This is a genomic window from Anaeropeptidivorans aminofermentans, from assembly GCF_940670685.1.
GTDB classification, from domain to species: Bacteria; Bacillota; Clostridia; order Lachnospirales; family UBA5962; genus Anaeropeptidivorans; species Anaeropeptidivorans aminofermentans.
This window is the reverse complement of sequence record NZ_OW711693.1, coordinates 755,276-778,829: the sequence shown is the minus strand read 5'-3', so window position 1 is coordinate 778,829 and position 23,554 is coordinate 755,276. Positions and strand designations below refer to the sequence as shown.

General features: G+C 38.4%; 22 protein-coding genes and 1 tRNA gene. 11 read left to right on the top strand and 12 right to left on the bottom strand.

All coding sequences use genetic code 11. From position 1 onward, the window contains the following. Positions 1–370: 370 nt before the first annotated feature. The 5 genes from NBX03_RS03105 to NBX03_RS03085 all read right to left on the bottom strand — a co-directional run bounded on the left by NBX03_RS03105 (position 371) and on the right by NBX03_RS03085 (position 5,077). Complete coding sequence (locus NBX03_RS03105; protein WP_250229317.1) at positions 371–937, bottom strand: DUF4256 domain-containing protein; 567 nt, start codon at positions 935–937, stop codon at positions 371–373. A 445-nt stretch (positions 938–1,382) separates the two neighbouring features. Then, positions 1,383–1,468: transfer RNA gene (locus tag NBX03_RS03100), tRNA-Ser, on the bottom strand. A 292-nt stretch (positions 1,469–1,760) separates the two neighbouring features. Continuing rightward, the gene (locus NBX03_RS03095; RefSeq protein ID WP_250229316.1) at positions 1,761–2,237 is read right to left on the bottom strand and encodes a DUF4854 domain-containing protein; all 477 of its coding nucleotides are present in this window, start codon (positions 2,235–2,237) and stop codon (positions 1,761–1,763) included. Between the two features lie 573 nt (positions 2,238–2,810). Beyond that, entirely contained in the window at positions 2,811–4,799 is a 1,989-nt protein-coding gene (locus NBX03_RS03090) for an alpha/beta hydrolase family protein (RefSeq protein WP_250229315.1), read from the bottom strand. Between the two features lie 116 nt (positions 4,800–4,915). Continuing rightward, complete coding sequence (locus NBX03_RS03085) at positions 4,916–5,077, bottom strand: hypothetical protein (protein WP_250229314.1); 162 nt, start codon at positions 5,075–5,077, stop codon at positions 4,916–4,918. 125 nt (positions 5,078–5,202) lie between these two features. On the opposite strand from NBX03_RS03085, the gene NBX03_RS03080 reads away from it, so the two are divergent. Then, positions 5,203–5,379 (top strand): Arc family DNA-binding protein, encoded by a 177-nt coding sequence (locus tag NBX03_RS03080; RefSeq protein ID WP_250229313.1) that lies wholly within the window; start codon positions 5,203–5,205, stop codon positions 5,377–5,379. Between the two features lie 49 nt (positions 5,380–5,428). Next, complete coding sequence (locus NBX03_RS03075; RefSeq protein ID WP_250229312.1) at positions 5,429–5,974, top strand: DUF1697 domain-containing protein; 546 nt, start codon at positions 5,429–5,431, stop codon at positions 5,972–5,974. Positions 5,975–6,435: 461 nt separating this feature from the next. Here the strand turns inward: NBX03_RS03075 and ftsH are convergent, their stop codons facing one another. From ftsH to NBX03_RS03050, 5 genes are all read right to left on the bottom strand, one after another. After that, positions 6,436–8,364, bottom strand: a complete 1,929-nt coding sequence (ftsH, locus tag NBX03_RS03070) for an ATP-dependent zinc metalloprotease FtsH (RefSeq protein ID WP_323373274.1) — start codon at positions 8,362–8,364, stop codon at positions 6,436–6,438. A 185-nt stretch (positions 8,365–8,549) separates the two neighbouring features. Further along, the gene (hpt, locus tag NBX03_RS03065) at positions 8,550–9,083 is read right to left on the bottom strand and encodes a hypoxanthine phosphoribosyltransferase (protein ID WP_250229310.1); all 534 of its coding nucleotides are present in this window, start codon (positions 9,081–9,083) and stop codon (positions 8,550–8,552) included. Continuing rightward, positions 9,076–10,458 (bottom strand): tRNA lysidine(34) synthetase TilS, encoded by a 1,383-nt coding sequence (gene tilS, locus NBX03_RS03060; RefSeq protein WP_250229309.1) that lies wholly within the window; start codon positions 10,456–10,458, stop codon positions 9,076–9,078. The genes hpt and tilS overlap by 8 nt, the downstream gene beginning before the upstream one ends. 183 nt (positions 10,459–10,641) lie before the next feature. Beyond that, positions 10,642–12,006 (bottom strand): DUF6179 domain-containing protein, encoded by a 1,365-nt coding sequence (locus NBX03_RS03055; protein ID WP_250229308.1) that lies wholly within the window; start codon positions 12,004–12,006, stop codon positions 10,642–10,644. Next, on the bottom strand, positions 11,996–12,475 hold the full coding sequence (locus NBX03_RS03050; RefSeq protein WP_250229307.1) for a DUF6323 family protein: 480 nt from the start codon (positions 12,473–12,475) through the stop codon (positions 11,996–11,998). Before NBX03_RS03050 ends, NBX03_RS03055 begins: the two co-directional genes overlap by 11 nt. Before the next feature lie 334 nt (positions 12,476–12,809). Here NBX03_RS03050 and NBX03_RS03045 point away from each other — a divergent pair, with 334 nt between their 5' ends. From NBX03_RS03045 to dagF, 9 genes are all read left to right on the top strand, one after another. After that, positions 12,810–14,627 carry a BglG family transcription antiterminator gene (locus NBX03_RS03045; protein ID WP_250229306.1) on the top strand — a complete coding sequence of 606 codons (1,818 nt, stop codon included), beginning with the start codon at positions 12,810–12,812 and terminating at the stop codon, positions 14,625–14,627. A gap of 301 nt (positions 14,628–14,928) precedes the next feature. After that, on the top strand, positions 14,929–16,041 hold the full coding sequence (locus tag NBX03_RS03040; RefSeq protein WP_250229305.1) for an amidohydrolase/deacetylase family metallohydrolase: 1,113 nt from the start codon (positions 14,929–14,931) through the stop codon (positions 16,039–16,041). Positions 16,042–16,147: 106 nt separating this feature from the next. Beyond that, positions 16,148–16,549: a PRD domain-containing protein gene (locus tag NBX03_RS03035; protein WP_250229304.1), complete on the top strand. Its 402-nt coding sequence runs from the start codon at positions 16,148–16,150 to the stop codon at positions 16,547–16,549. Further along, a complete protein-coding gene (locus NBX03_RS03030) occupies positions 16,549–16,917 on the top strand; it encodes a glycine-rich SFCGS family protein (protein ID WP_250229303.1) in 369 nt (122 codons plus the stop codon). Before NBX03_RS03035 ends, NBX03_RS03030 begins: the two co-directional genes overlap by 1 nt. A gap of 1 nt (position 16,918) precedes the next feature. Continuing rightward, positions 16,919–17,221 (top strand): DUF4312 family protein, encoded by a 303-nt coding sequence (locus NBX03_RS03025; protein WP_250229302.1) that lies wholly within the window; start codon positions 16,919–16,921, stop codon positions 17,219–17,221. A 163-nt stretch (positions 17,222–17,384) separates the two neighbouring features. Further along, a complete protein-coding gene (locus NBX03_RS03020; RefSeq protein WP_250229301.1) occupies positions 17,385–18,089 on the top strand; it encodes a DUF4311 domain-containing protein in 705 nt (234 codons plus the stop codon). A gap of 63 nt (positions 18,090–18,152) precedes the next feature. Beyond that, positions 18,153–18,839: a DUF4310 family protein gene (locus tag NBX03_RS03015; protein WP_250229300.1), complete on the top strand. Its 687-nt coding sequence runs from the start codon at positions 18,153–18,155 to the stop codon at positions 18,837–18,839. Between the two features lie 4 nt (positions 18,840–18,843). Beyond that, positions 18,844–19,932 carry a DgaE family pyridoxal phosphate-dependent ammonia lyase gene (locus NBX03_RS03010; RefSeq protein ID WP_250229299.1) on the top strand — a complete coding sequence of 363 codons (1,089 nt, stop codon included), beginning with the start codon at positions 18,844–18,846 and terminating at the stop codon, positions 19,930–19,932. Between the two features lie 2 nt (positions 19,933–19,934). After that, the gene (gene dagF, locus NBX03_RS03005; protein ID WP_250229298.1) at positions 19,935–20,660 is read left to right on the top strand and encodes a 2-dehydro-3-deoxy-phosphogluconate aldolase; all 726 of its coding nucleotides are present in this window, start codon (positions 19,935–19,937) and stop codon (positions 20,658–20,660) included. Between the two features lie 41 nt (positions 20,661–20,701). On the opposite strand, the gene NBX03_RS03000 is transcribed toward dagF, so the two are convergent. Together NBX03_RS03000 and NBX03_RS02995 are read right to left on the bottom strand one after the other, a co-directional pair. Then, complete coding sequence (locus NBX03_RS03000) at positions 20,702–21,604, bottom strand: AraC family transcriptional regulator (RefSeq protein ID WP_323373250.1); 903 nt, start codon at positions 21,602–21,604, stop codon at positions 20,702–20,704. 349 nt (positions 21,605–21,953) lie between these two features. Beyond that, the gene (locus NBX03_RS02995; protein WP_250229297.1) at positions 21,954–22,934 is read right to left on the bottom strand and encodes an ornithine cyclodeaminase family protein; all 981 of its coding nucleotides are present in this window, start codon (positions 22,932–22,934) and stop codon (positions 21,954–21,956) included. Between the last annotated feature and the right edge of the window lie 620 nt (positions 22,935–23,554).

Here is a 23,554-nt window from a genome sequence, read left to right as displayed (position 1 = left end):
AATAGGCTTAAAGATATATCCCATCTGCAAATCCCATTGCTTGAGATTCGGCAGCAATAGCATTATAAAAAGCCGGCGGCAGCTATATCCTATACGAGTGAAGAAGTAAGGTTAATTAACAACTAAACATCTGAGTTTTACAATGAAATATATATTAAGCAGGATAAAGTTTCCGAATCTTTAATACTTATATGAAAAACCTGCATCATGAATTTTATTAAATCTAAAGTGTGATGCCTGTTGGGCCAACAGACATCACACCTTTACAGCAATCCTTCAGAAAGAGGAAAATCTTTACAGCGCCAAATCGCCTCTCTGATACCAGAGAAGTTATAAAGCCATTGTCACAGTTTTTCCCGCCGCATAAAATTTAAACCTTTATAAAACCGCGAAAGCCCCTGGCGGCATAATAAGATTCTGCTCCGTTATGGTATACAAAGACTGTATCATAGCGGCGGTCACAAAAGAGCGCCCCGCCGAGCTTTCTGATATTAGCAGGGGTTTTTATCCAGCTTGAGGTTTTTGTATCAAAATTCCCAAGCCCCTGTAATTGCCGGTATTGTTCTTCCGTTAATAATTCAATGCCCATAAATTCTGCCATATCGACAGCGTTATGCTCCGGTTTATGAGCCTTTCGCGACTCCAGTGCCTCACGGTCATAGCAAATGCTTCTGCGGCCTTTTGGGCTTTCCCCTGCGCAATCATAAAAAATATATTCTCCTGTCTCATGGTCAAACCCCACAACATCAGGCTCTCCGCCGGTGATTTCCATTTCATTCAGGGACCATAGTTTCCCACTATTTGCTTCTAATTTTTCCTGTATTTTATCCCATTCAAGGCCCTGATGCCGATTTCTGTTTTTCTCAAAGCGGTTCTTTAATGTTTTAAGCAGCGCTTCCCGTTGATTGAATGACAGCTCCGATTTCTCACTCTTCATATGAATATCCCCCCAATTAAGAATTATGTGCCGCAATTCTTTGCAATCAGCAATAGTGTCAGTTAAAGTAAATTTCACAGAAGGATGCAATAAAAGTCTATTTTTCATAAACGGCTTAAATATATAGAATCCCTATGTTTAAGCCGTTCAAAATATACGATTTTTATTACTGTTTCATTTGAAATTGACTATAAAGCATCATAGCATTATTTTACCCTCTCTGCAATAAACCAAGAAAAGGCTTATTGTGTGGAAGCTTTCCCATTTCTTTACTTTATATGTTTTGAAATTCTCTAGGTAAAATACTACATGAACTAAACATAGCAAAATAAATAAAGAACCTACGAAAAGCAAGAAGTCTCTCAAAAACATTTTAAACCCGTAAGGGTAATATTTTTAGACACAAAAAAACTCATAAATCTAAGATTTATGAGTTTTTCTTTTACGGAGGGTAAGGGATTCGAACCCTTGCGCCCGTTAAGACAAACGGTTTTCAAGACCGCCCCGTTATGACCACTTCGGTAACCCTCCACAGTATTAAATTATAGATACTTAGGCTGAACTAAGCAACGCAGATAATTGTATAACAATACTGTTATTTTGTCAAGCTGTTTTGTTAATATTTAGGCCCAAACCCATGAGAGCGTTTGGCCTCTCGTCAAGATGAAATTCTGGCAAGACACTACGGCCAAATACTTTTTCATTAAATTGATTAAAGCCCGAATGCTAAAATCAAAAGCTTATTCCATTTTTTTCATAGGCTTGCCGTATTAATATTTACACCAAGGATTTACTGCAATAATATAAACTTCAAGAGCAAGCCCTATTTATTGCTGTATACTTTTTCAGCTAAAGGATTTCCCTCATAATCAATATATTTAATTTCTATTTTCACGATATCGCTTCCGATGTTCTTTGCTATGGTAGATGCAAAAGATTTATACAGCTCCTCCACCTGATTCAAGCCTTCGGAAAGATGCTTTTTCATATCTTGGCTTATTTTTGCCCCTTCTTTATATTTAAAAGTAAATATAAGCGTATCTTCCGTAGCGTCAAGCTCGCCTGTAACCGTATCATTCTCTTTTGTAAGCAAAGGGTCAAACTTACCGTTTTCTTTATTAAGGTCAACATATTCTTTTAAAGACTTAGGCTCCGCTGCTACAGTGCTTTGCTCTATGTTTTCCGCAGCCGGAACCGGCGGCTGTATGCTTTCTAAAGCATTCATTGAACCTGTACAGCCTGCAGTTACTGTCATTACAGAAAGGGCTGTTATAATTATTTTTAATATGGCTTTTTTCATAATATTTACTCCTTTAAATACTGCGATATTTTAATTTATTGTATACAAATTCCTGCTTATATATTTATTTTTGAAAACATATTTATATACCCTAGGAGTGTCTGAAAATAGTTAAATCAACAAGGATATAAAATAAGGTTAATTTTACATTTTACATCAGAAATACATTTATAAGCTTTAAGCTTATAGAGTATTATTTGCAATAAAATTCGACAATGAAGCCGCATTTCTATGGCAAAATGGACTTTTGGGCATGCTCTAATATAAGGCTGGTTGAATAATTCTCTTCAAGAAATGTATTCATTATACATCATCTGTATATAAATTAAAATACATTTATTATACTCTTACGCCAATACTGATATACATAATATCCCATCTTAGGAAATCTTTTTAGAAAACAATTTAAAAATCTTATCTTTATACCATCTTCTAAATCTCTTATGTACAAATAAAAGGCTTCTCTGTCTATATTTTTGCTTTTTTAAATAAAGGTAAAACTATCTTTTAAAAATAAAAAAGCATACAGGTGATATAAAGTCATCTACCTGTATGCTTTCATATAATCAGCTTTTATTTCAGATATTTATCCATCCACTCAATTATTTCCTTAAGCCTTCTATCCCTGTGTTCAGGCTTTCCTGAACGGGAAAGCTCATGGTTTTCTCCGTGGAAAATGCATAATCTTGCATCTACGCCGTGGAGCTTCACAGCCGTAAACATCTGGTATGCTTCCGGTATCCAGCATCTGTGGTCCGCGTCGGAATGAATGAATAAAATAGGCGTTTTTACGTTGTTTGCATATTTAAGCGGAGAATGCCACCAAAGCTTCTCAACATCACCCCAAGTATCCGCCTGCTGCTGGTCCGGCCCAAAATAATAGCCGATGTCACAGATATTTGAAAAGCTTACCCAGTTGGCGATACTTCTTTGAGAAACTGCTGCCTTAAATCTATCTGTATGGCCTACAATCCAGTTTGTCATAAATCCGCCGTAAGAGCCGCCTGTAACGCCCACCTTTTCAGAATCTATATCGGGGTATCTCTTAAGGGCTTCGTCGGTAAACTGCATAATATTATCGTAATCAACGGTTCCGTATCTTCCTCTTATTTCAGCAAATTCGTTGCCTTTGCCGTCGCTTCCTCTGGGATTTGAAAAAAGAACGAAATAGCCTTCGCTTGCCCAGTGCTGCATTTCATGGAAATATACGTCTCCATAGGCTGATTTCGGACCGCCGTGAATATCCAATATGGCAGGGTATTTCTTACCCTTTTCATAGCCTACAGGCTCTATTACCCAGCAATCTATTTCAAAGCCGTCAGCATCCTTAATCGTAAAATACTGGGGCTTGGAATAAATTTTATTTTCATAGATATGGGCATTAAAGGCACTTTTAAGAATATGCTTGCCGTCTTCATAGGTATAAACCTCTTGGAGCCTGTCGTCATACATGGCTACGGCAGTAATGCCTTTTTCGCTGATGTCAAACATATCTGTGCTGCCTGCATTTGATGTGACGCATTTTATTTCAGGGCTTCCTGTAAGGTTCAATTTATATACGTCGGAACGGTAGCCCATAATGGTGATAAAGTAAAGATCGTCGCCAAACACCTTATAATCATAGCCGCCTCCAAGCTTGCAGTCGCTTCCTACGCCGCTTGGAACAGAGAAATCTGTATCCATGATTTTTTCAAGGCTTCCGTCTTCAAGGCTGAGAAAATAAAATTCCGGATGCTGATGGAAATTGTATTTAGCCCCTTCGGATAAGGCAATTACAAGCTTTCCGTTGTAGAAATCATAACTCTTTATGAAGTATGTATCACCAAGAATCTTTCTTGATTCACCTTTTTCTATGTCGTATAAATAGAGGCTGCTCTTAATGTCGAGAACGCCAGTTTCAAAGCACTGGGTTTCATAGGCAATGTACTTTTTGCATTTTGAAAGGACATAAGAGCTTAAATAAGTAAGTTCTCCCGTAACAGGCTTTAATCCCTCTTCGGAATAAATATAAAGGCGGTTTCTCATTTTATTGGTAAAGCCTTTTCCGTTATACCAGTAAGGAAGCTCGTCTACTACCTGATAGTCTGCTTCTTTCTTGTATTCTTTTAAAAGCTCTTCCTTTTCCTTATCTGTTTTGCCTGTCAAATCAGGACGAGCATTATTATAATCGGCTAAAACAAGGTATTTTCCGGGAGCAATAAGCTCAACGCCCTTTGCCGTAACATCAAGCCTTAATTCTTCGGAAGCTTCTCCGCCGTTTATATTTATTTTATATAATGTTGAAATCTCATATCCTTTTTCTTTAAGCTCTTTAACCTTAGGGCATCTTTGCTCAGAAAAAATTATATTTTCATCGTCAAGCCATTGGAAAAATCCAACATTTCCCTTTTCTCTCGTAAGAGGATAAAAACCCTCGCCCTTATCAACATATATTACAGAATAATATGAATTGCTGTCGCTTGCCTTTTTTGCTATAACGGCTGTTTTTAAGCCGCTTGGGCTTAATTTAAGCTGAGAAAGAAATTTGTACTCCATAAAGTCTGAACGCTTAATCTTTTCCATTCATGCACGCTCCTTTTTCGGATTCATCCGTATTTTGTAATTAAAGTTTATACTATAAAAGGTATATAATCAAGTAAGGCGTTAAAATTTTTCCATTTATATGCATTTTTATAAATTTATCTATTGCGATTTTTAATAACAGGCTCTTGCATTGCGGTAAGTTTACCTGCATTTCCAATGTATATTTCTTCCATGCTTTGTTGAATCTTCTGTATGTCTAAAAGTATATCTGTTAATTTATTAAACAATTCAAAATACATTTTTTCATAGTCTACCATACAATTCACTCCTAAAATCATTTTTACGTAGATTCATTTTAGATATATTTTATATCTATATTGAACATATTGACACATAATAAACATAAAATAGATACATATTAAACTCATTTAGGAGTGATTATATGTCTATAAAAAGCCTTTCCATAAGGATAGATAAAGAGCTTTTAAATAAGCTCCATGTAGTGGCGGACTATGAAGGCCGCTCCGCAAACAGCCAGATATTAATATTAATAAGAGACTGTATAAATAAATACGAAAAAGAGCATGGGGAAATAAAGCTTGATTCCGGCAAACAATAATAAAAGTATTATAAAATCATTTAAACTAAGGTGAATTGAGGTAAGTAAAATGAAATATGCTGTACTTTTCAGGGGAATCAATGTAGGCGGCAAAAACATTGTAAAAATGAATGATTTAAAGCAGTTGTTTTTTGACTTGGGATTTAAAAACCCGGAAACTTATATCCAAAGCGGAAATGCTGTTTTTGAGGCAGATCTTGAGGAGAAGCCGCTGCAAGAGATTATTGAAGAAGGATTTTCTAAGCAGTTTGGTTTTAAAAGCAGCGTAACAATACGTAATATAGATGAAATAAGCAGTTTGATTGAGCACTTGCCTTTTTCTCAGGAGGAAATTTCAGAAGCGGAAGCTGCCGACCCGACTGTTGAACATCTCTATGTATATTTCTTAGAAAATCCGCCGGAGCGGTCAAAAATAGAAGCCTTATGCAAAAATTGTACAGACTCTGATATTATACGGACAGGAAAAAGAGAAATTTACCTTCTATGTAAGCAAAGCATCCGTAAATCAAAAGCCGCCGCCCAGTTATCAAAGCTTTTTATGTCCTCTACGGCAAGAAACTGGAAAACCGTAAATAAACTGCATGAAATGTTATAGTAAATTTAAAGTGAAATGATAACAAAACCGTATATTCACGCGGACTTAAAAATGCAATTTAGAAAAATATACTAAGAAATGCTGACAACGTATACCGGAAGGTATCTGCTAAGAAATGCTGACAAAGGAGGACGCAATAATGTCATTTTAGATGCCTGCTTAGATTAGGGTGAACACGCCTTAATTCGTATTTTATATAATTGTTTTCATTTGATTTTATAGTAAATTTATCATGAAGAAGCAGCAAAAGCCTATTCCCTTAAGGCTCAAAAACACGTATTTCCTTCGGAAACGGTACATTTTTGAGCCTTCGTGAATATACGGCTTTGCTACTATTTAACTTTAAATTTACTATATATATTGAAATTTTCATTATCTATTGCTGTGTCTGCTTATTTAACTTTAAAATATATTTTAAAACAAAAACAAAAGGACCGAATATTCGGTCCTTTTTTATGCTTTTATTGGGCTTCTTTGGGTACTGGTGCTTCTTCAGGAGCAACGATATTTTTTTCTTCAAAAAATTCGCTGGTTCTTTTCTTATCGGGAAGGGAACCTTCCGGGAAAAGCGCTCTGAATTCGTCCCCTGTTATTTTTTCTTTTTCTTTTAAAAGGTCCGCCGTTTTATGGAGAACGTCTATATGCTTTGTAATAAGCGTCCTTGCCGTTTCATGGGCCTTTTCTATAATGCTTTTAATCTCGGTATCTATTTGTGAAGCTACCTTTTCCCCGTAATTTCTCGTATGGGCAAGGTCTCTTCCGATAAATACCTCGTCATTGTCGTTTCCAAACTGTATAGGGCCAAGCTCACTGCTCATACCGTATTTCGTAACCATATCCCTTGCCATGGCCGTTGCTCTTTCAATGTCGTTTGACGCTCCGGTTGTTATATCCTTAAGGACGATTTCCTCGGCAACCCTTCCGCCTAATAGGGAAACAATATATTGTTCCATATAGCTTTTGGAAAGATAGGATTTGTCGTCTCCCGGAAGAGGCATTGTATATCCTCCGGCAGAGCCTACGGGGATAATGGATATAATATGAACAGGATCAAGCTTTTCAAGAAGCTCGAATAAAATACCGTGGCCCGCTTCGTGATAAGCGGTAATATTCTTTTCTCTATCGCTGATGACACGGGATTTTTTCTCTGTTCCCATGCCTACTTTTATGAAGGCCGCTCTAAGCTCCTCCATGTCAATTTCCTTCTTATTATGCCTTGCGGAAAGAAGCGCCGCTTCGTTCAGAAGATTCTCAAGGTCGGCACCTGTAAAACCAGAGGTGGAATGGGCAATTACTTTAAGGTCAACGTCTGGACCGATGGCCTTTCCCTTAGCATGAACTTCAAGAATCTGTTCTCTGCCTTTAACGTCAGGGCGGCCTACGGTAACCCTTCTGTCAAACCTGCCGGGTCTTAAAAGGGCTGGGTCCAATATATCAACCCTGTTTGTAGCCGCAAGGATAATAACGCCTTCATTTACACCGAAGCCGTCCATTTCAACAAGAAGCTGGTTTAAGGTCTGCTCTCTTTCATCATGACCGCCGCCAAGGCCTGCGCCTCTGCGCCTTCCTACGGCGTCAATCTCGTCTATAAATACAATACAGGGAGAATTTTTCTTCGCCTGTTCAAATAAGTCTCTTACTCTGGAGGCTCCAACACCAACGAACATTTCAACAAAGTCGGAACCGGATATGGAAAAAAACGGTACGCCGGCTTCGCCGGCAACTGCCTTTGCAAGAAGGGTCTTTCCTGTTCCCGGAGGGCCCACAAGAAGCACGCCCTTAGGAATCCTCGCACCGATATCTACGTATTTCTTAGGGGATTTCAAGAAATCCACAAGTTCCTGAAGTTCCGCCTTTTCTTCGTCAAGACCGGCAACGTTTTGAAAAGTGACCTTCTTTTTATCATCAACCGTGAGCTTTGCGCGGCTTTTTCCGAAATTCATTACCTTGGAGCCGCCGGAGCCCCCGCCCTGAACCTGCTGCATCACAATAAACATGAGAAATACAAGCACCATCATCACCAAAGCAAAGGGCAGTATTTCAAGCAGGACGCTTGTTTTCGGTATTTGCTTTGTGATAACCTGCAGGCCGTTTTCAACGCTTGCTGTTTCCGCAAGCTCGGCAAAGCTATCCATCCATAGGACTTCTATATTTTCAACTCTTTGTTCTGTTCTGCCGTTCACTACGGTGCTTTCAAAATATGCTCTTACGTTTCCGGCATTGCTTACTTCTGCGCTTTTTGAGATTTCGACCTTTTTAATTGTTCCGTCCTTTATGTCTCTTACAAGGTCGCTGTAAGTATACGGCTCCTTTACATTAGAAGCCGTAGTCATCTGTAAAGCCATATAAATCATTATAATAAAAAGCAATATTATCATGTATATGCTCATGACTCTAGCGTGTTTTCTCAACCATATACCTCCTAAAAACCTCTATAATTATTTAACAGCCCTAACCAAAAATTCTTTGTGAACTAAAATTTATTTGGTCTTAGGCCAATCCGACAGCATTTTCCCAGTGTATAAAATTTAATTCATTATATGGTACCATAGGCAAAAACCAAAGTCAAAATTAATTATTCCTCTGAAGGCTGCAATACGCCTATGTAAGGAAGGTTTCTGTATTTTTGTGCATAGTCAAGGCCATAGCCTATAACAAATTCGTCGGGGATAACAAAGCCCGTATAATCCGGCTTTGCATCATTAACCACCCTGCGGTCCGGCTTATCCAGCAAAGTACATATTTTAAAGGAGGCAGGCCTCTGGCCGAGAAGGTGCTTTTTAACGCGGCTTAAGGTTCTTCCGCTGTCAATAATGTCTTCAACCAAAAGAACATGCTTTCCTGTGATGGGCTGCTCTAAATCAAGATTGATTTTTATTACCCCTGTAGATTCTGTTCCGTCTCCGTAGCTGGAAATATCCATAAAGTCAATCTCTATGTCAAGATCAAGCTTTTTCGCCAAATCCACCGTAAAAACCACGCCGCCTTTCAGAACACATAAAAGAGACACTGTTTTTCCCTTGTAGTCCTCGTTTATCTGCTTTGCAAGCTCGCTTACTTTTTTATCAAGCTCCTCTGCCGAAATCATTACTTTGATATTGTCATTCATTGCTCTTCCTCCAAAGGTTAATATATATTTCTCTTTGACTGCCGGTAGATAAAAACCTGCTGTCTGTAATATTCTTGCCGTCAAATATCCATAAAATATCCTTTTCCGAAGCAAGAAGCGGGATATGGTCTCTTTTGAATTTCTCTACCTTATTATCTATAAAGTAGTCTTTCAGTTTTTTTGTTCCCCCAACTTCCTTAATATAAATCCGGTCTCCTTGGCGCCTCGTTCTCAGGAATAATTTATCCTTTATTTTATCATAATCAAAAACCTTAGTACAAGTCTTAATAAAGTTTTCTTTATTTTCGGGCCTAAAATAAGAAATGCTTAAATACGCATCTATTTCATCTAAGTATATAAAGTCCCCGTCTTTAAGGCTTATATCCTTGAAAGGTTTTATATCCTTTCTGTATAAAATAATATCTTTGTATGAATTTTGAACAATCAGGTCCCCGGGAATATGAAATTCTTTTCCCGTGGCATATTGAAAGGCTTCTGAAATCATTTCCGCATGGCTTATTTCATAATCTTTAAGGCTATTTGTCATTTCATTTATAGAAAGCCTTGCTATACGAAGCCTGAGGGCCTTGTGAAGTTTTGAAAAGCCCTCCTTTTCAATTCTAAGGGTATTTTTTTCAATAGTCACAAGATTTTTAAAAGCTTTTAAGGCTTCTTCCTCCATGTAAGCGTTTTCCAAGGCAAAAACGTCGGAGCTTTTACGTAGGGTATCAATCACCGACGGATTCAGATTTTCTTCAATAAGAGGGAGGATGTTAAGCCTTATAAAATTTCTTGTATAGATATCCATGGCATTTGTGCTGTCGTGAACGTAGGAAATATTGTTTTTATGAAGATACTCTTCTATTTCAGAGCGTTTGCAGTCTATCAAGGGCCTTATGATATTGTCTCTTGTTTTCGGTATGCCTTCAAGCCCCTTTAAGCCTGTTCCTCTTATAAACCGCATGAATACGGTTTCTGCCCTGTCGTTTAAATTATGGGCAACCGCTATTTTCCCCCTGCCCTTTTCCGTCAAAACAGCATTAAAAGCACGGTATCTGAATTCCCTTCCCGCTTCCTCAAGGGTAATCTTATGCTCCTTTGCATATTCCGCCATATCAAACCGGAATATTCTGCATTCTATGCCGAGGTTTTTACACAGATCCAAAACGAAGTTTTCGTCTCTTAAAGCTTCGTCTCCCCGAATACCGTGGTTTATATGAACCGCCGTAAAGCTAAGGGCATACTCGCCCTGAAGGGCCTTAAGGACATGCAAAAGAGCGCAGGAATCCCCCCCGCCGGAAAGACCTGCAACAATATGGTCATTCATATTTATCATGTGATTATCCATGATGGTTTTTCTTACCTTTTCAAGCATAAAGCACCTATGGGCCAATTTACCTTTACTCCGCTATAAGTGTAAGGCCGCAGAAGACTTAGAATAAAATAAAAGTAAATTGACAGCGATATTATTTCATCATAATTCCTATGTGTTTTAAAGTTTCGTAATTGTTTCTAAAGTATCATAACACTTTTTACTGTAAAATAATAGGTAAATTTACTAACTGTCCTCGTATTCTATGGACTCTATGGCTTTTAAAATTAATTTCCTTTGGTCTTCGGAAAATGTATAAATAAATTCCAAAAGGCATTTTCGTAAAAGCTTTTCTTCGTCCCGTAATTCCTGTTCGTCTATATTTTTATCTAACCCGTATTTATTTGAAAGAGCTGAAATTTCAGGCAAGCTGAGGCCTTTAATAATTCGGGTCATTTCGTCATAGGCCCATCTGCCGTCAAGCAAAATATCTTCTAAATCCCCGAAAGAATGGACATTTTTCTTAATAATAGACATTTTATCCTCAAAAAAACGGCATTGTATAATTTCATCTAAAATATGCCTGTATTTTTCATTATCCATTTTATTGCCGAAGGAAAAATGGATTTTAGGATTATTTTCCGGGAAATATGGAGAATAAAATATGTTCCATGTATCCGTTCTTTTGGCGTCTATTATCCTTTTATATATAATTTTGATGCTTTCTTCCATGTATTTGGAAAGGCCCTCCGAAAGACCGAAAGTCTCTTTAAGTTCAGAAAAAGCATCGTTGAGATATGAAAAAACCGCTCTATCCGTAGCCTCTTTAAAAATCCCGTTCAAATATGAAACCCCTTGAAAAGATATATGAAGCCTTCTTACATTTTCCCCAGATAAGATGCAGCCTATAGCCGCAGTGAGCACTTCTCCGTAAATATTTATAAGTAATTGCTTATATCCTTTATCATATCCTTTTAAAAGAAAATGAATATCTTCTTTATTAAAATTAATACAAAATTGGTTTTCATTATATAAGCATTCAACATAGCGCTTTATAAATTCAATGCCTGAAAGCCGCTCCATGGGATTATAAATAGGATAATCGGCAGTAATATGAATCTCCTGGGCTGAAAATTCAGGATAATAAAGCTTGAAAAAACCTTTTATTCCGTCATCTATGGTTAAAGCGTAATATTCATTTTCCGTCTCTAATAGCTTCTCTAAAAGCTTAGCATGAAGGGATTTTGCTGACATAACCATTCTATCAATCCGCTTTCGGCCCTTTTTATATAGTTCAAAAATGCTTTCTTTTCTCAAAAGCCTTAGGGCCTCTTCCGGTTCTTCATAGGTTTTAAGCCACAGGCTTAATGTAAATAAATTGGAAGCCATAATAGCCTTTGCCTTGTCTGTGGGTATAGAGCTGCTTTCCCCAAGATTAAACCGTTCTACCTTAAACGCCAAAAGATTAATGCATTCATATTGTATTCTTTCAAATTCTGCTCTTTCCAGAACGCCTTTTAACAAAGCCTGCTCTATTAAAGACTCAAAATATGCGTCGCTTATAAGCTCATTCTTTTCTATTTTGGAGATGCTTTTTAATTCATTCTTCATCGTCTTCCTCCTCCTCTTCATCAGAAGAATCTTTGGAAAATCCAAACCGAAGGTTTTCGGCAAGCTTATGAAGCTCTCTTCCTGAAAGAAGCTCAAGCGAGCCTCCGCATACACCGTCAAAGGATTTTTTCATGAATTTAATAAGGTCGTCATCGCTTATTAAATCCATGGTTTCGTTTTTATAATAATAAAAAATATCAATAAGCTCCTGCAAGATTTTTTGATAGTCTCTTTGTGAAATATAAGGGGAGTCACAAAATTCTTTTATGAGCTTATCTATAATTCCTGCACCGAATTCCATACGCCCGTTATTTTTCAAAGAAGCGGTACGAATTTCAACAAGCTCCAGAGCCTCTTTTTCATTGAGGACAAGACCGTATTTTTCAGTTAAATCGTTGCATTTCAATATCTCTGCTATCGCTTTTTCCTTTACGATTTCCGAAGCAAAAGGAATAAGATTAAATTCCAATAGAATCACTCCCCTTGTATTAATATTAGCCATTTTGGGGTAAATAAAATACAGAGCAATAGAAATCACTCTGTATTGTTTATAAAAATGTCTGACAATGTCCACATTTTACATTATTTACGCCTGCAAAAGCATTAAATTTATTCTCATACTTAACCTTTTAATTATATGGTATCAATATTATTTTGTCAATATGATTTTTTCTTTTATGGAAAATTAAAGTATCTTTTTTCTTTCAGTCTCATAGTTTCCACTGCCGTTGCAGAAAATGAGATAGACATTTTCTTTATTCACAGGAATCAGATGCTATAATCAATATAGGAGTTGGATTATTATGCAGCTATCACAAAGACAGCAGAAAATTGTAGAAAGGATTATTTCAGGCGTTCCGTCGGAAGCTTCAAGGCTTTCAAGTGATTTAGGAATCGCCCTTAGAACTGTGTACGCAGACTTAAAAGCCATTAAGGAATGGGCTAAGGAAAATAGATTAAGCCTGGAATATTCTGAAAACACCATTGCCTTTGAAGATGAAAGTGCTATAGAAAAAGCAAAAGAGCTTATTAAAGATATCAGGCCAAGCCTGATGCCTTTAAACCAATACAGCAGGATTCTTCTTATTCTTACCTTGCTTTTTGTAAATGAAAACGGCATCAGCCTTAAAAAAATCAGCAATAAAGTAGGTATCAGCAGGGCAACATTTTACAGGGATTTCCCTTTTGTAAAAAAATGGCTTAAGACCTTTCACCTTAAAGCGTCAATCAATAAGGAAACAGGAGCCGCCCTTTACGGAAAGGAAGAAAATATACGGGAGGCAATGGCTTCTTTAATACTCCAAAGCTTCGAGCATTACGACGTCATAGGCCTTTTGCAGCAGGAAAAGCAGCTTATTTATCTCAGCAGCGAAAAAAAGGCCATGCTTGACGAATACTTGGCGGTTCTCTCTCCTTTAACCGTTAAGGAAATAGCCGAACGCCTTTACACCATGGATAAGGACCTGAACAGCAGGCTCTCCCAGCATATGTACAGGCATGAAGACAGCTTCATCATCATTCTTTCAGCAATTTCTGTATCAAGGTTTCAAAAGGGGCATTCTTTAAAGGCCTCAGAAGTACCTGAAATAAAATCCGGCTGGGCTCTGATGGTAATGCGGTATCTGACGGAGGAATTTAATCTTTCAGAAGAAGAAATTATGTATCTTTCCTCCCACTATCAGAATACAAGAAGAAACTACTATACCCAAACCCAGGAAGAAGGCTCCATAGACAGCGCCATCGCTGTATTTCTTAAAAATATGTCAAAAAGAAGAAATTATAACTTTTTAGGAAACGACGAGCTTTTTCAAAATATACGCACCCACTTATACGTTTCGGCGGAAAGACGCAAAAAAGGCATAGAAGAAAGCAATCCTCTAAAGAAAATGATTTTTGAACGGTTTCCCGATTTATTTATGGACTGCAAAGACGAAATATTTATTTTCCGTCCATTTTTAGGTGAAATCTCCGACGATGAAACAGGCTATCTCGTGATGTATCTGGCGGCCCAAATGTATTCGGAAAGCCCCAAGAAAAAAGCCTATATTGTCTGCACCACGGGAAAGGGAAGCGCAGAGCTTCTAAAAACCAATGTTTCAAGACGGTTTCCTCAAATCGAGGTAAAAGGGGCTATCCATATGCAAGAAGCCATGGCCTTAGGGATAAATGATGCGGATTTCATCCTTTCAACCACTTATTTTTATCATGATTATATCCCTGTCATTAGAATTACACCTTTGCTTCTTGATGAAGATATAGAAAAAGTAAAAAGCCTCCTTGAAAGCAATGCGGTAATCAATGACACACCCCCTTCAAAGGGCAGGTCCGAAGGCTTTTTCGAATACATGGCGCTTCTTTCAGACTGTGCAAATATCGTTCAGGCCATGGGCAAAGCCCTTGGAGAAGTGGATAATGAGGTTTTCATAAGCCTTACGATACATCTTATGATGAGTATGCAAAGAGATGATACCGGCCCTATGAAAAAGGTAAACCCTGAAAATCTCAGAGGAAGAGAAAAGAAAATATATGAAGTCATAAGCCCTCTTTATTCAAAACATCATAAAGCTGTTTTGGAATATGATATAAATTCAATAAAAACCTACTATAGCCATAAACCTTAAAGTAAGAAGCTGCAAATTATAGTAAATTTCTTATAAAGAAGCAGCAAAACCTATTTGCTAAAATCCCAAAAACATGGATTCCCTTCGGAAATACTACATTTGAGGGACCATGTAAATATGCGGTTTTGTGCCCATTTTACTTTAAGTTTACTATAGATTTTATCGGCTATAGCTGAATTACTTAGAAACCGAAGTGACAAAATGCTGCAAAATATCAGAGGATATTTTACGTTTTAAGGGACAGGTGCTTCGGATTGAAATGAATTCTGCTATATAAAAAATAAATAAAGGAGAGGTGAAAATGAAAATAAAGCTTATAAACGGAACTATCCTGAACCTTGCCGAAAACAGCAGAAAAGCTGCGGATATCGTTATAGATAACGGCATCATTATCTTTGTGGGAGACGCAAAGGATATCCTCTGCGATGAAACTATCGACTGTAAAGGAAAGCTTATTGTTCCTTCTTTTACAGATATCCATGTACATGCCTTTCCTGAAAAAACCGCCCTTGGCCTATCTGCCGACAAAATAGGTATCCGTCAGGGGGTAAGCACCGTTATAGATGCAGGAAGCACCGGCTGCGACGATTACCCTGAGTTTTATAAAGAGGTCATAGAAAAATCATCTACAAATGTAAAAGCTTTTATTAATTATTCTAAAATAGGGCTTACAAAAGATGGTAAAGAACTTTCTGACACTGCCTATTTTAATGAAGAAAAGCTTTTCAATACCATTAGGGAATTTAAAGAAACCATCGTAGGCATAAAGCTTCGGGCAAGCGGAAGCGTTGTAGGCTCTTTAGGCATGGAAGCCGTAAAAAGGGGAATCGATTTCGCAAGAAAAGTAAATCTTCCCGTAATGATTCATGTGGGCAATGCTCCGCCGGCCCTTGAGGAAATTCTGCCTTTGCTTCAAAGAGGCGATATTATTACCCATATTTTCCACGGCAAAAAAGGCGGTATTTTAGACGATTACGGCAAGGTAAAAAAGCTTGTAGAGAATAAATATCAAGAGGGCGTCTTATATGACGTTGGCCACGGCGCTGCAAGCTTCGATTTTAAAACTGCTGAAAAGGCCATTAAAGAAGGGCTTGCTCCCTTCACTATTTCAAGCGATATTCATGCGAGAAATTTCGGAACAAAAGTTAAAAGCCTTGCCGAGGTAATGACAAAATGCCTTATATGCGGCATGGAAAAGGAAGCTGTATTAAAAGCTGTGACTATAAACCCTTGCTTTATTACAGGCAATAATACAGATATTTCAGAAGGAAACAAGGCTTCCCTAGCAGTGGTTGAACTTATAAACAAAGAAACAGTCTATGAGGAAAGCAGCGAAGAAGTATTTTCTTCCCCTATTTCTTTCAATATCTTATATGCAACAGATAAATTTGGAAGCTTACTCCAAATAGACTAAAAAGCAAGCTTATGAACGATATAAACATTATTATTTGCTTCATAGCATTAAAACGGCAATACGGCAGCTTCATATGCCATAATTCTTACGATACATAGGTGAAAAAATGAAAAGATTTGATTATAAGGAAATTTGCAAAGTAATTGACGAAAGAACAAAGGAGTGGAATATAGAAAAAGAAGAAATCCAGGCCCTTGAAAAAAAGCTCACAGATATTATGAATTTTTGTGAAAAAGAAGGCGTTGTATTCGACTCTGTTGCAGGCCCCGTATTTGTAACGCATCTCATCACCCTTTATAACAGATTAAAAAAAGGTGAGTTTGTGGATATGGATATGAGTTTTGCAGATGAAATCAGCACTGAAGCTCTTGAACTTGCAAAAAAAATAGCTTCTCATCTGGAAGGCCAGTACGGCAGAAAAATACCGGATAACGAAGAAGCTTTAATAGCAACACATATAGGCGCAATGCAGCTTAGATTAAAAGAAGAGAAAGGTGAGGAATTATAATGGAAAAAAAGGTAAAAATAGTGATTGCACACCGTATGGGAAAAGGCCAGAACGTGGCAAAAGGTATTGAGGCCGCCGGCGGGGAAGCCATCGTCATTCCCGGAATAGGCGCAGACATGAAGCTTGGCAAGGTAATGCATGATGAAAATGCAGACCTTGGCATAAGCTTCTGCGGCGGCGGCGGCGGCGGTGCTTTAGCTGCAAAAAATCAATATGGATATAACGCAATATACGATTTAAGAACCGTCGTATCCGGCGTAAACGCAGTTAATAACGGATACGTTGCTTTAGGCTTTGGCTTTATGGATACGGAAGAATTGGGAAAAGCCATAACCGAAGCATATTATAAAAAATATGGGCGTGAATAATTTGAGTAGCGAAAATGTTTTAAAAACCATCCATAAATCATTAAAAGTTTCCGGTCTGGGAAAAAGCCACAGGGAAGCTCTGACAGACGTTTTCAAAAATATACGAAACGAAGCCTATAAGGAAACTGACGGCTATTTAGTGGAGCTTCACGTAACGGCCCTTTTCATCGATAAGGAAGAAAAAACGGAAACTGTAAAACGCTTTTTAGGATTAATACTTCCCGTAACCCATGAATTTCATCGAATTTCAGTTACTGCGGAAGTAGAAATAAAGATAATATCAACTGGGGAAAATAAGCTGTAAAGGACGGAAGATAGGGTAAATAAACTTAAAAAGCATCAAGTTTATTTGTTCTGTATTAAGAAAGCCTTATGAAACTGAAAAAACCAAAGGCAGTTTTCAAGTTTCATAAGTATATCCCCGTTTATTTAAGCTTATTCCCCGCACTCAAAGGAGGAGGACAAAAATGATTGATCTTGTAATAAAATCTATAATTGTTGGCGCTCTTGCAGGAGGCGGAGCCGCCGGCGGCGCAGCGAGAATGTATCACGCCCCTGAAATTCAAGGTATGGGCGCTTTCAGAACCTTAGGCGAAATGAACGCCTGCAACGGCGACCCCCTTTCCCATTTCAGCTACGGCTTGGGATTTTTCTTCAGTTCCGCAGGTTCCGTCGTAGGAACAGGTTCTTTAAGCTCCGACGTACTGCACCGTATTATTCCCCAGTGGTCGGCAGGTCTTTCAAACTTTACGGCAAAAGACAGAGAGGCTTCTAAAAACCCTTATAAAATGATGTTAAGCGGTATGGCAATCGGTGCCGTTTTAGTAACGGTTTTAAATACCCTTGCAAGCTTAATACCAAAAACCATGTCTCTGATAGCAGAAAAGGTGGTTTCTCCGGCGGCGGATTTGATTCTTTCCCCCGTTCTTCCTGTGGCATTCTGGCTTTCTGCATTAAGTGCCGGAAAATGGCAGGGAACGTTTGCAACCATATTCGGTGTTCTTGCTCAATACATAATGGGAAACGCTACCCCCGGCTGTGTTCTCGGTATTCTCATAGGCCAAAGCGTTGCCGACAGCGGATTAAAGAGCAGAAGAAGTCTTTTTATGATGCTCTTTGTGGCAATTATGTTCTTTGCAATTGCTTATTTTAGAGGAAAGATTCCTTTCTAAAGTTTTAGTTTTATGGAAATATTGCTAAAGCAGAATTACGATAGATAATACAGGAGGATAAAAATGAACTCTACTACAGAAAACAAAAGAAGCTCCATTGAAAGCTTTATGCTTACGGAAAAAGCATTTCTTATATTTATGGCGATGATATGCGCCGGTGTTTTTGCCGGAACATCCATATTTATCCAATATAACACAGGCCATTTCTCAACCACATCGGTTACCGTTATGTTAAGCGAAGCCCTTAAAACAGGAAGCTATGCGGCGTTAATCGGCTATACAGGCGGTTTTCTTCTTGCCCGTATCCTGGAAGGTCCCCTTGTAGGAATCCTTGACATCGGCGGCTCTATTATGACCGGCGTAGGCGCAGGCCTTCCTGCCCTTTTCCTTTCCATGGGCTATGAAAACCTTGTTAAGAACTTTCCTTTAAGCCTTTTAACCGGTGCCGCAATCGGCCTTGCCATCGGTGCAATCATACTGCTGATCCGTAAGCTCATGCCCGGCGGATACGGCTCTATGGGTACTGATATCATGGTAGGTGCAGGTAATATCGTCGGCGAATGGTTTGGCCCTATTATACTGATTATGGCGGCTCAATTCGATTTTTACGTAGGCGTAGGCGCAATGATTGGAGCTATTATATTCCACGTACGTAAATCTCCTATTATCGGCGGTGCAATCTTAGGCGCAATGATTGTGGGATATATTGCCTTTCTTATGGGCCTTACTACTCTCGGAATAGGAGCGTAGCAATATGGAAAAAGAATTAGATGTAAAAAGAGTGATAAACTGCAGCGGAAGAATGACTTATTTGGGCTCTTCAACCCTTTCAGAAGGGGTCATTGAGGCTATGAATTACGGTGCCTCCAATTATTTCGATATGAATGAGCTTATAAAAGAAGCCGGTAAAAAAATAGCGAAGTATGCCGGTGCAGAGGATGCATTTATTACCTGCGGAGCTTCCTCAGGCATCGTTATATCGATAGCCGCAGTAATAACAAAGGGAAACCCTCTTGAAATAAAAAAAATACCCAATCCCTTAACGGAAAAAAATGAAATCCTTCTTCAGATGGGCCACAACGTAGACTTCGGAGCAGAAATCGCCCAAATGATTACTTTGGGCGGCGGAAAGCCTGTTATGGCAGGCGTATCCAATAAATGTGAAAAAGACGTATTCGAGGCTTCCATATCTGAAAAAACAGCGGCAATTCTCTACGTGAAAAGCCATCACGCCGTTCAGGACGGAATGCTTTCATTGGAAGATATCATCTCTGTCGCCAAAGCAAAAGCTGTACCCCTTATAATAGACGCCGCAGCGGAAGAAGATTTTAAAAAATATCTGGCTCTCGGGGCTGATATGGTTATCTACAGCGGTGCGAAAGCTTTCGGCGGTCCTACCTCCGGCTGTGTCGTAGGAAATCAGCCGTATATTGACTGGTGCTATCAACAGTCGAAAGGCGTGGGACGCCCCTTTAAAGTAGGAAAAGAAACCATTATGGGGCTTTATAAGGCCATTGAGGAATATGCCGACAAAGCCAGTCCTTCCGGCGAAGACTTCTTTGCGCCTCTTGAAGATTATTTAAACGGCATAAACGGAATAAAGGTATCAAAAATACCCGATTCTATGGGCCGGGCTATTGTAAGGCTTAGAGTGATCCCTGATAAAAGCCTTACGGGAAAAAGCGCCGTGGAAATCGTTAATATTCTTAAAAACGGCAATCCTGCTATTTATACAAGAAGCCATCATGCCTCCTCCGGATATTTTGAATTTGACCCAAGACCTATGAGCAAAAGAGATATTCCAGTAATTATAGAAAAGCTTAAAGAAATACTGGAGGACTAATTATGAATTACTATAAAAACAGACTTTGTTTAAACTGTCTCACAAAAGATATTGAAAACGCTTTGGAAATCTATGAGGCAATGGATAAAAATGCCGTAATAGGCGTTCTTTCAGGCAATTATCCAAATTTTGACGAAGCCCTTTCAGATATGAAAAAATATCAAGCCGCCCTTGAAAATAATATTTCCATCGGCCTTGGCGCAGGAAACCCTGCCCAGGGGCTTATGGTTGCGGCACTTTCCGGAGCACTTAAGCCAAACCATGTAAATCAGGTTTTCCCCTATGTCGGAATCACAAGAGAAAAGGTATCTGGAAATGATGCCCATATAAACGCCCTTGTGTCTCCTTCGGGAATCCCCGGTCTTGTGAAAATCAGCACAGGCCCTGAAAGCACAAAGCTTCCCGACGGCAATATTCCTGTAGAGACGGCAATAGCCCTTGTTAAGGAGATGGGGGGAAATTCCCTTAAATTCTTCCCTATGGGGGGCCTTAAAACAATAGAGGAATTTAAGCTCGTTGCCAAAGCCTGCGGAAAATCAGATTTTATTCTTGAGCCTACCGGGGGAATAGACCTTGAAAACATTGAGGAAATTCTTAAAATATGCATAGAAGAAAATGTTCCTAAAGTCATCGTCCATGTATATTCCTCAATCATAGACAAGGAAAGCGGAAAAACAAAGATTACCGATGTTAAAAGAATAAAGGAAATATTCGAAAAACTATTATAAAAGAAAAAGGATTGTTCCCCGGAACAATCCTTTTTGCTTTTCTAAGATACCGGCATCCACAGCTCCATATAGTTTCTTTCCGGGGAGCTGTCATAATAAATCTCAGGAGAATAAACTTCCATTGTAAGATGATGCTTTTCAAGCCATAATACGCTGTATTTAACGGCTTTATTAAGGGCTTCTGTCACAAGGGTCTGAAAATCTTCCGCTTCAAATCCACAGATTACATATTCCCTTGCCGGAAGGCTCCATGTAGCGTAATCGGCATTTTCCGCTCCTGCTTTTACCTCGCCTCCGGCAAAGTAAGTAAAGCTTCCTTCCGGGGCATCGCCCATATAGGCTACGCCTATTTCTCTTCCGCAGGGTATCCGGGGCATGTTTACTTTCTCCCGATGAAACCGCTCCCATACCGCTCCGGGCATATCAAGTCCCGTAGATTCTCCTAAAGGCATCTGCCCTTCAATGGGGATAATCCCTTTTACACCCATAAATAAAACCGGTTCCTTAAGGGTTTTACGGTTAAACTCCAGTACAAGCCCGTCACTTATCAAAGGAACGCCTTCATCAATCATCGCATAATTAAGCATTAAATCAGGCTTATCAAATTGATTCAGCATCACCGGCTTTTCCCTGTATTGCTCAGGGGTTATTCCATAGGCTTCTTTAAAAGACCGGGTAAATGTTTCGTGGCTTCCGAATCCGCAATCAAGGGCAATATCCAAAATGCGGCATTGCCTGTTATCAAGCAATTTACAAGCCTTAGCCAAGCGCCTAAGCTTGATATATTCTCTTACCGGTTTTTTTACAAGGCGTGAAAACAGCCTTTGATGATAAAAAGGCGAAAGTGAAGCCTCCTTCGAAAGTTCTTCAATTTGAATCTCACTGCTGATATGAGCTTCAATATAATTTATTGTTTTTTGTATCGCTTCCCATGCATACATCATATCTACCTCCTTATAAGGACAGTATATCATGGGTATTCTTTATAGTCTTGACCTCCTCTGCCCTATTAAAAAGAAGAAGTTTTCTCTGAAACCAGATATTTTAGTAAGATAGCTTTAAGACAGGAACAAAAAGCTATTTTTCATAAACGGCTTAAATATAATAGAAGCACTTATGCACTTATATTAAACCATTTATAGTCAACAAAGATAAAAAGATCTTTGCTGACTATAGAGACCATTCACCTGAAGACTCTTTTACAGCTTCCCTATAAGTATTTTTAGGTACATTAAGTATAAAGTATACGATTTTTATTACTGTAATTAAATTATTTTACTATTAATAAATTTTCTATAGCTCAACTTTTATTCCATGGCCTGATTTAAGGGCCTTTTCATAAATAAGCCACGCCGACGCCAAATCCTGCACGCTTAATCCTACACTTTCAAAAAGAGTAATTTCTACATTGCTGGTGCGCCCTTGACTCTCTCCTAAAATAATTTGGCCTATTTCCCCTATTACAATATCCTTATGGATTTCTCCTTTTTCAAGAGGAATCAATAAATCGCCTGCATCTTTAAAACAGGCTTCTTTTTTATCGCAGAATACCTTTGCCCTTTTTAAAACTTCCGTATCAATCTCTCGTATTTTTGATGAGCATGCCCCTACTGCGTTTATATGGGCCCCTTCTTTTATATCCTTTCCCAAAAGGATAGGCTCATGGGCTTTAGAGGTCGTACAAATAATGTCGGCATTTTTAACGGCATCTTCTGAATTTTCAAAATAAGTAATTGGAATCGCGAGCTTCTCCTGAAAGCGCTTTACAGCCGCCCTTCCCGTATCGTGATTTTTATTCCATAAATATATATTCTTTATATTTCTTACAAGGCAGATTGCTTCAGCATGGGCAAGGCCCTGCTTTCCTGTGCCTAAGATGCAAAGGGAGGATGCTTCTTTTAAAGCAAGTATATCCGTAGCTAAGGCACTTGCGGCGGCAGTGCGTATGACAGTCATTGCCTCTGCATCGGTTATGGCCAAAAGCGCTCCTGTATCTATAGAAAAAAGAGGAAACACCCCCTGATTTGTTCCTGCTTTCCTTGTCTCTTTGCCGGGAAATATAATTATTTTGCTTCCCGTTATACCCTTATCTTTCATGGAAGCAGGCATTACGGCAAGAGCATTGCCGTTTTCATGTTTTATCATCTCTCTTTGAAGCATTATTGCATCGCCTTGAGATATTGCAGCAAAAACTTCTCTCATAGCTTTTATGGCGTCCTCAAAGGTAAGAAGCGCCTCCGCTTCTTTCTTATTGATTATTAATGTTTGATTCATGGCCGTTCCTCCTTAAATACCCTTAATTAAAATAAGTTTAACACATACCCAATATATTGCAAAACATTCTATAAATATGCAAAGGGGTTGAAAATCCACAAGGACAAGGCCCTCTTCTCTTCCAAAGCCTTGTGAATTAATTATCTTTAGGGCTTAAAAGACCTTCTGGTTTTCTGCATGCTGTCCTCGTATCTTATGCCCTTTTCTATCTGAAGGATTAAAAAAGCAATAGAAATATTAAGTATATCAGAAATATTTCCGATAAATAAACTGATTGAATGAAGATAAATTAATATCTTATGATAAAGCATACTTTTTGGCTTATAAATGTGCATTTTAAATTTAAACCAATAAAATCTATTGTTATTCTATAAAAATGTTCTTTATCTGCCTATAAACATGCTTTAATCCGGCAACTTTTTAAAAAAGGCGTTTTGACTTATTTCGACAATATTTTTTTGTCCAAACACCTGTAATCTCCTGTTTAAAACACAATAAATTTTTGCAAAATTCCTGCAAAATCGCGAACATTTCCACCTTGGCTTTGCCTTCTGACTGTTTCTCTGTTTTGCACATATTTCTTGCAATAAGTTGCAAAATATGATATTATTTTCTTCAAA

Bases quoted from the DNA above. Each gene is read 5' to 3' on its own strand.
- NBX03_RS03095 (WP_250229316.1), bottom strand. From the start codon at position 2,237: ATGAAAAAAGCCATATTAAAAATAATTATAACAGCCCTTTCTGTAATG.
- NBX03_RS03040 (WP_250229305.1), top strand. From the start codon at position 14,929: ATGAAAATAAAGCTTATAAACGGAACTATCCTGAACCTTGCCGAAAAC.
- dagF (WP_250229298.1), top strand. From the start codon at position 19,935: ATGAATTACTATAAAAACAGACTTTGTTTAAACTGTCTCACAAAAGAT.
- NBX03_RS03030 (WP_250229303.1), top strand. From the start codon at position 16,549: ATGGAAAAAAAGGTAAAAATAGTGATTGCACACCGTATGGGAAAAGGC.
- NBX03_RS03035 (WP_250229304.1), top strand. From the start codon at position 16,148: ATGAAAAGATTTGATTATAAGGAAATTTGCAAAGTAATTGACGAAAGA.
- NBX03_RS03080 (WP_250229313.1), top strand. From the start codon at position 5,203: ATGTCTATAAAAAGCCTTTCCATAAGGATAGATAAAGAGCTTTTAAAT.
- hpt (WP_250229310.1), bottom strand. From the start codon at position 9,083: ATGAATGACAATATCAAAGTAATGATTTCGGCAGAGGAGCTTGATAAA.
- tilS (WP_250229309.1), bottom strand. From the start codon at position 10,458: ATGCTTGAAAAGGTAAGAAAAACCATCATGGATAATCACATGATAAAT.
- NBX03_RS03105 (WP_250229317.1), bottom strand. From the start codon at position 937: ATGAAGAGTGAGAAATCGGAGCTGTCATTCAATCAACGGGAAGCGCTG.
- ftsH (WP_323373274.1), bottom strand. From the start codon at position 8,364: ATGAGCATATACATGATAATATTGCTTTTTATTATAATGATTTATATG.
- NBX03_RS03085 (WP_250229314.1), bottom strand. From the start codon at position 5,077: ATGGTAGACTATGAAAAAATGTATTTTGAATTGTTTAATAAATTAACA.
- NBX03_RS03015 (WP_250229300.1), top strand. From the start codon at position 18,153: ATGAACTCTACTACAGAAAACAAAAGAAGCTCCATTGAAAGCTTTATG.
- NBX03_RS03075 (WP_250229312.1), top strand. From the start codon at position 5,429: ATGAAATATGCTGTACTTTTCAGGGGAATCAATGTAGGCGGCAAAAAC.
- NBX03_RS02995 (WP_250229297.1), bottom strand. From the start codon at position 22,934: ATGAATCAAACATTAATAATCAATAAGAAAGAAGCGGAGGCGCTTCTT.
- NBX03_RS03090 (WP_250229315.1), bottom strand. From the start codon at position 4,799: ATGGAAAAGATTAAGCGTTCAGACTTTATGGAGTACAAATTTCTTTCT.
- NBX03_RS03020 (WP_250229301.1), top strand. From the start codon at position 17,385: ATGATTGATCTTGTAATAAAATCTATAATTGTTGGCGCTCTTGCAGGA.
- NBX03_RS03055 (WP_250229308.1), bottom strand. From the start codon at position 12,006: ATGAAGAATGAATTAAAAAGCATCTCCAAAATAGAAAAGAATGAGCTT.
- NBX03_RS03000 (WP_323373250.1), bottom strand. From the start codon at position 21,604: ATGATGTATGCATGGGAAGCGATACAAAAAACAATAAATTATATTGAA.
- NBX03_RS03045 (WP_250229306.1), top strand. From the start codon at position 12,810: ATGCAGCTATCACAAAGACAGCAGAAAATTGTAGAAAGGATTATTTCA.
- NBX03_RS03010 (WP_250229299.1), top strand. From the start codon at position 18,844: ATGGAAAAAGAATTAGATGTAAAAAGAGTGATAAACTGCAGCGGAAGA.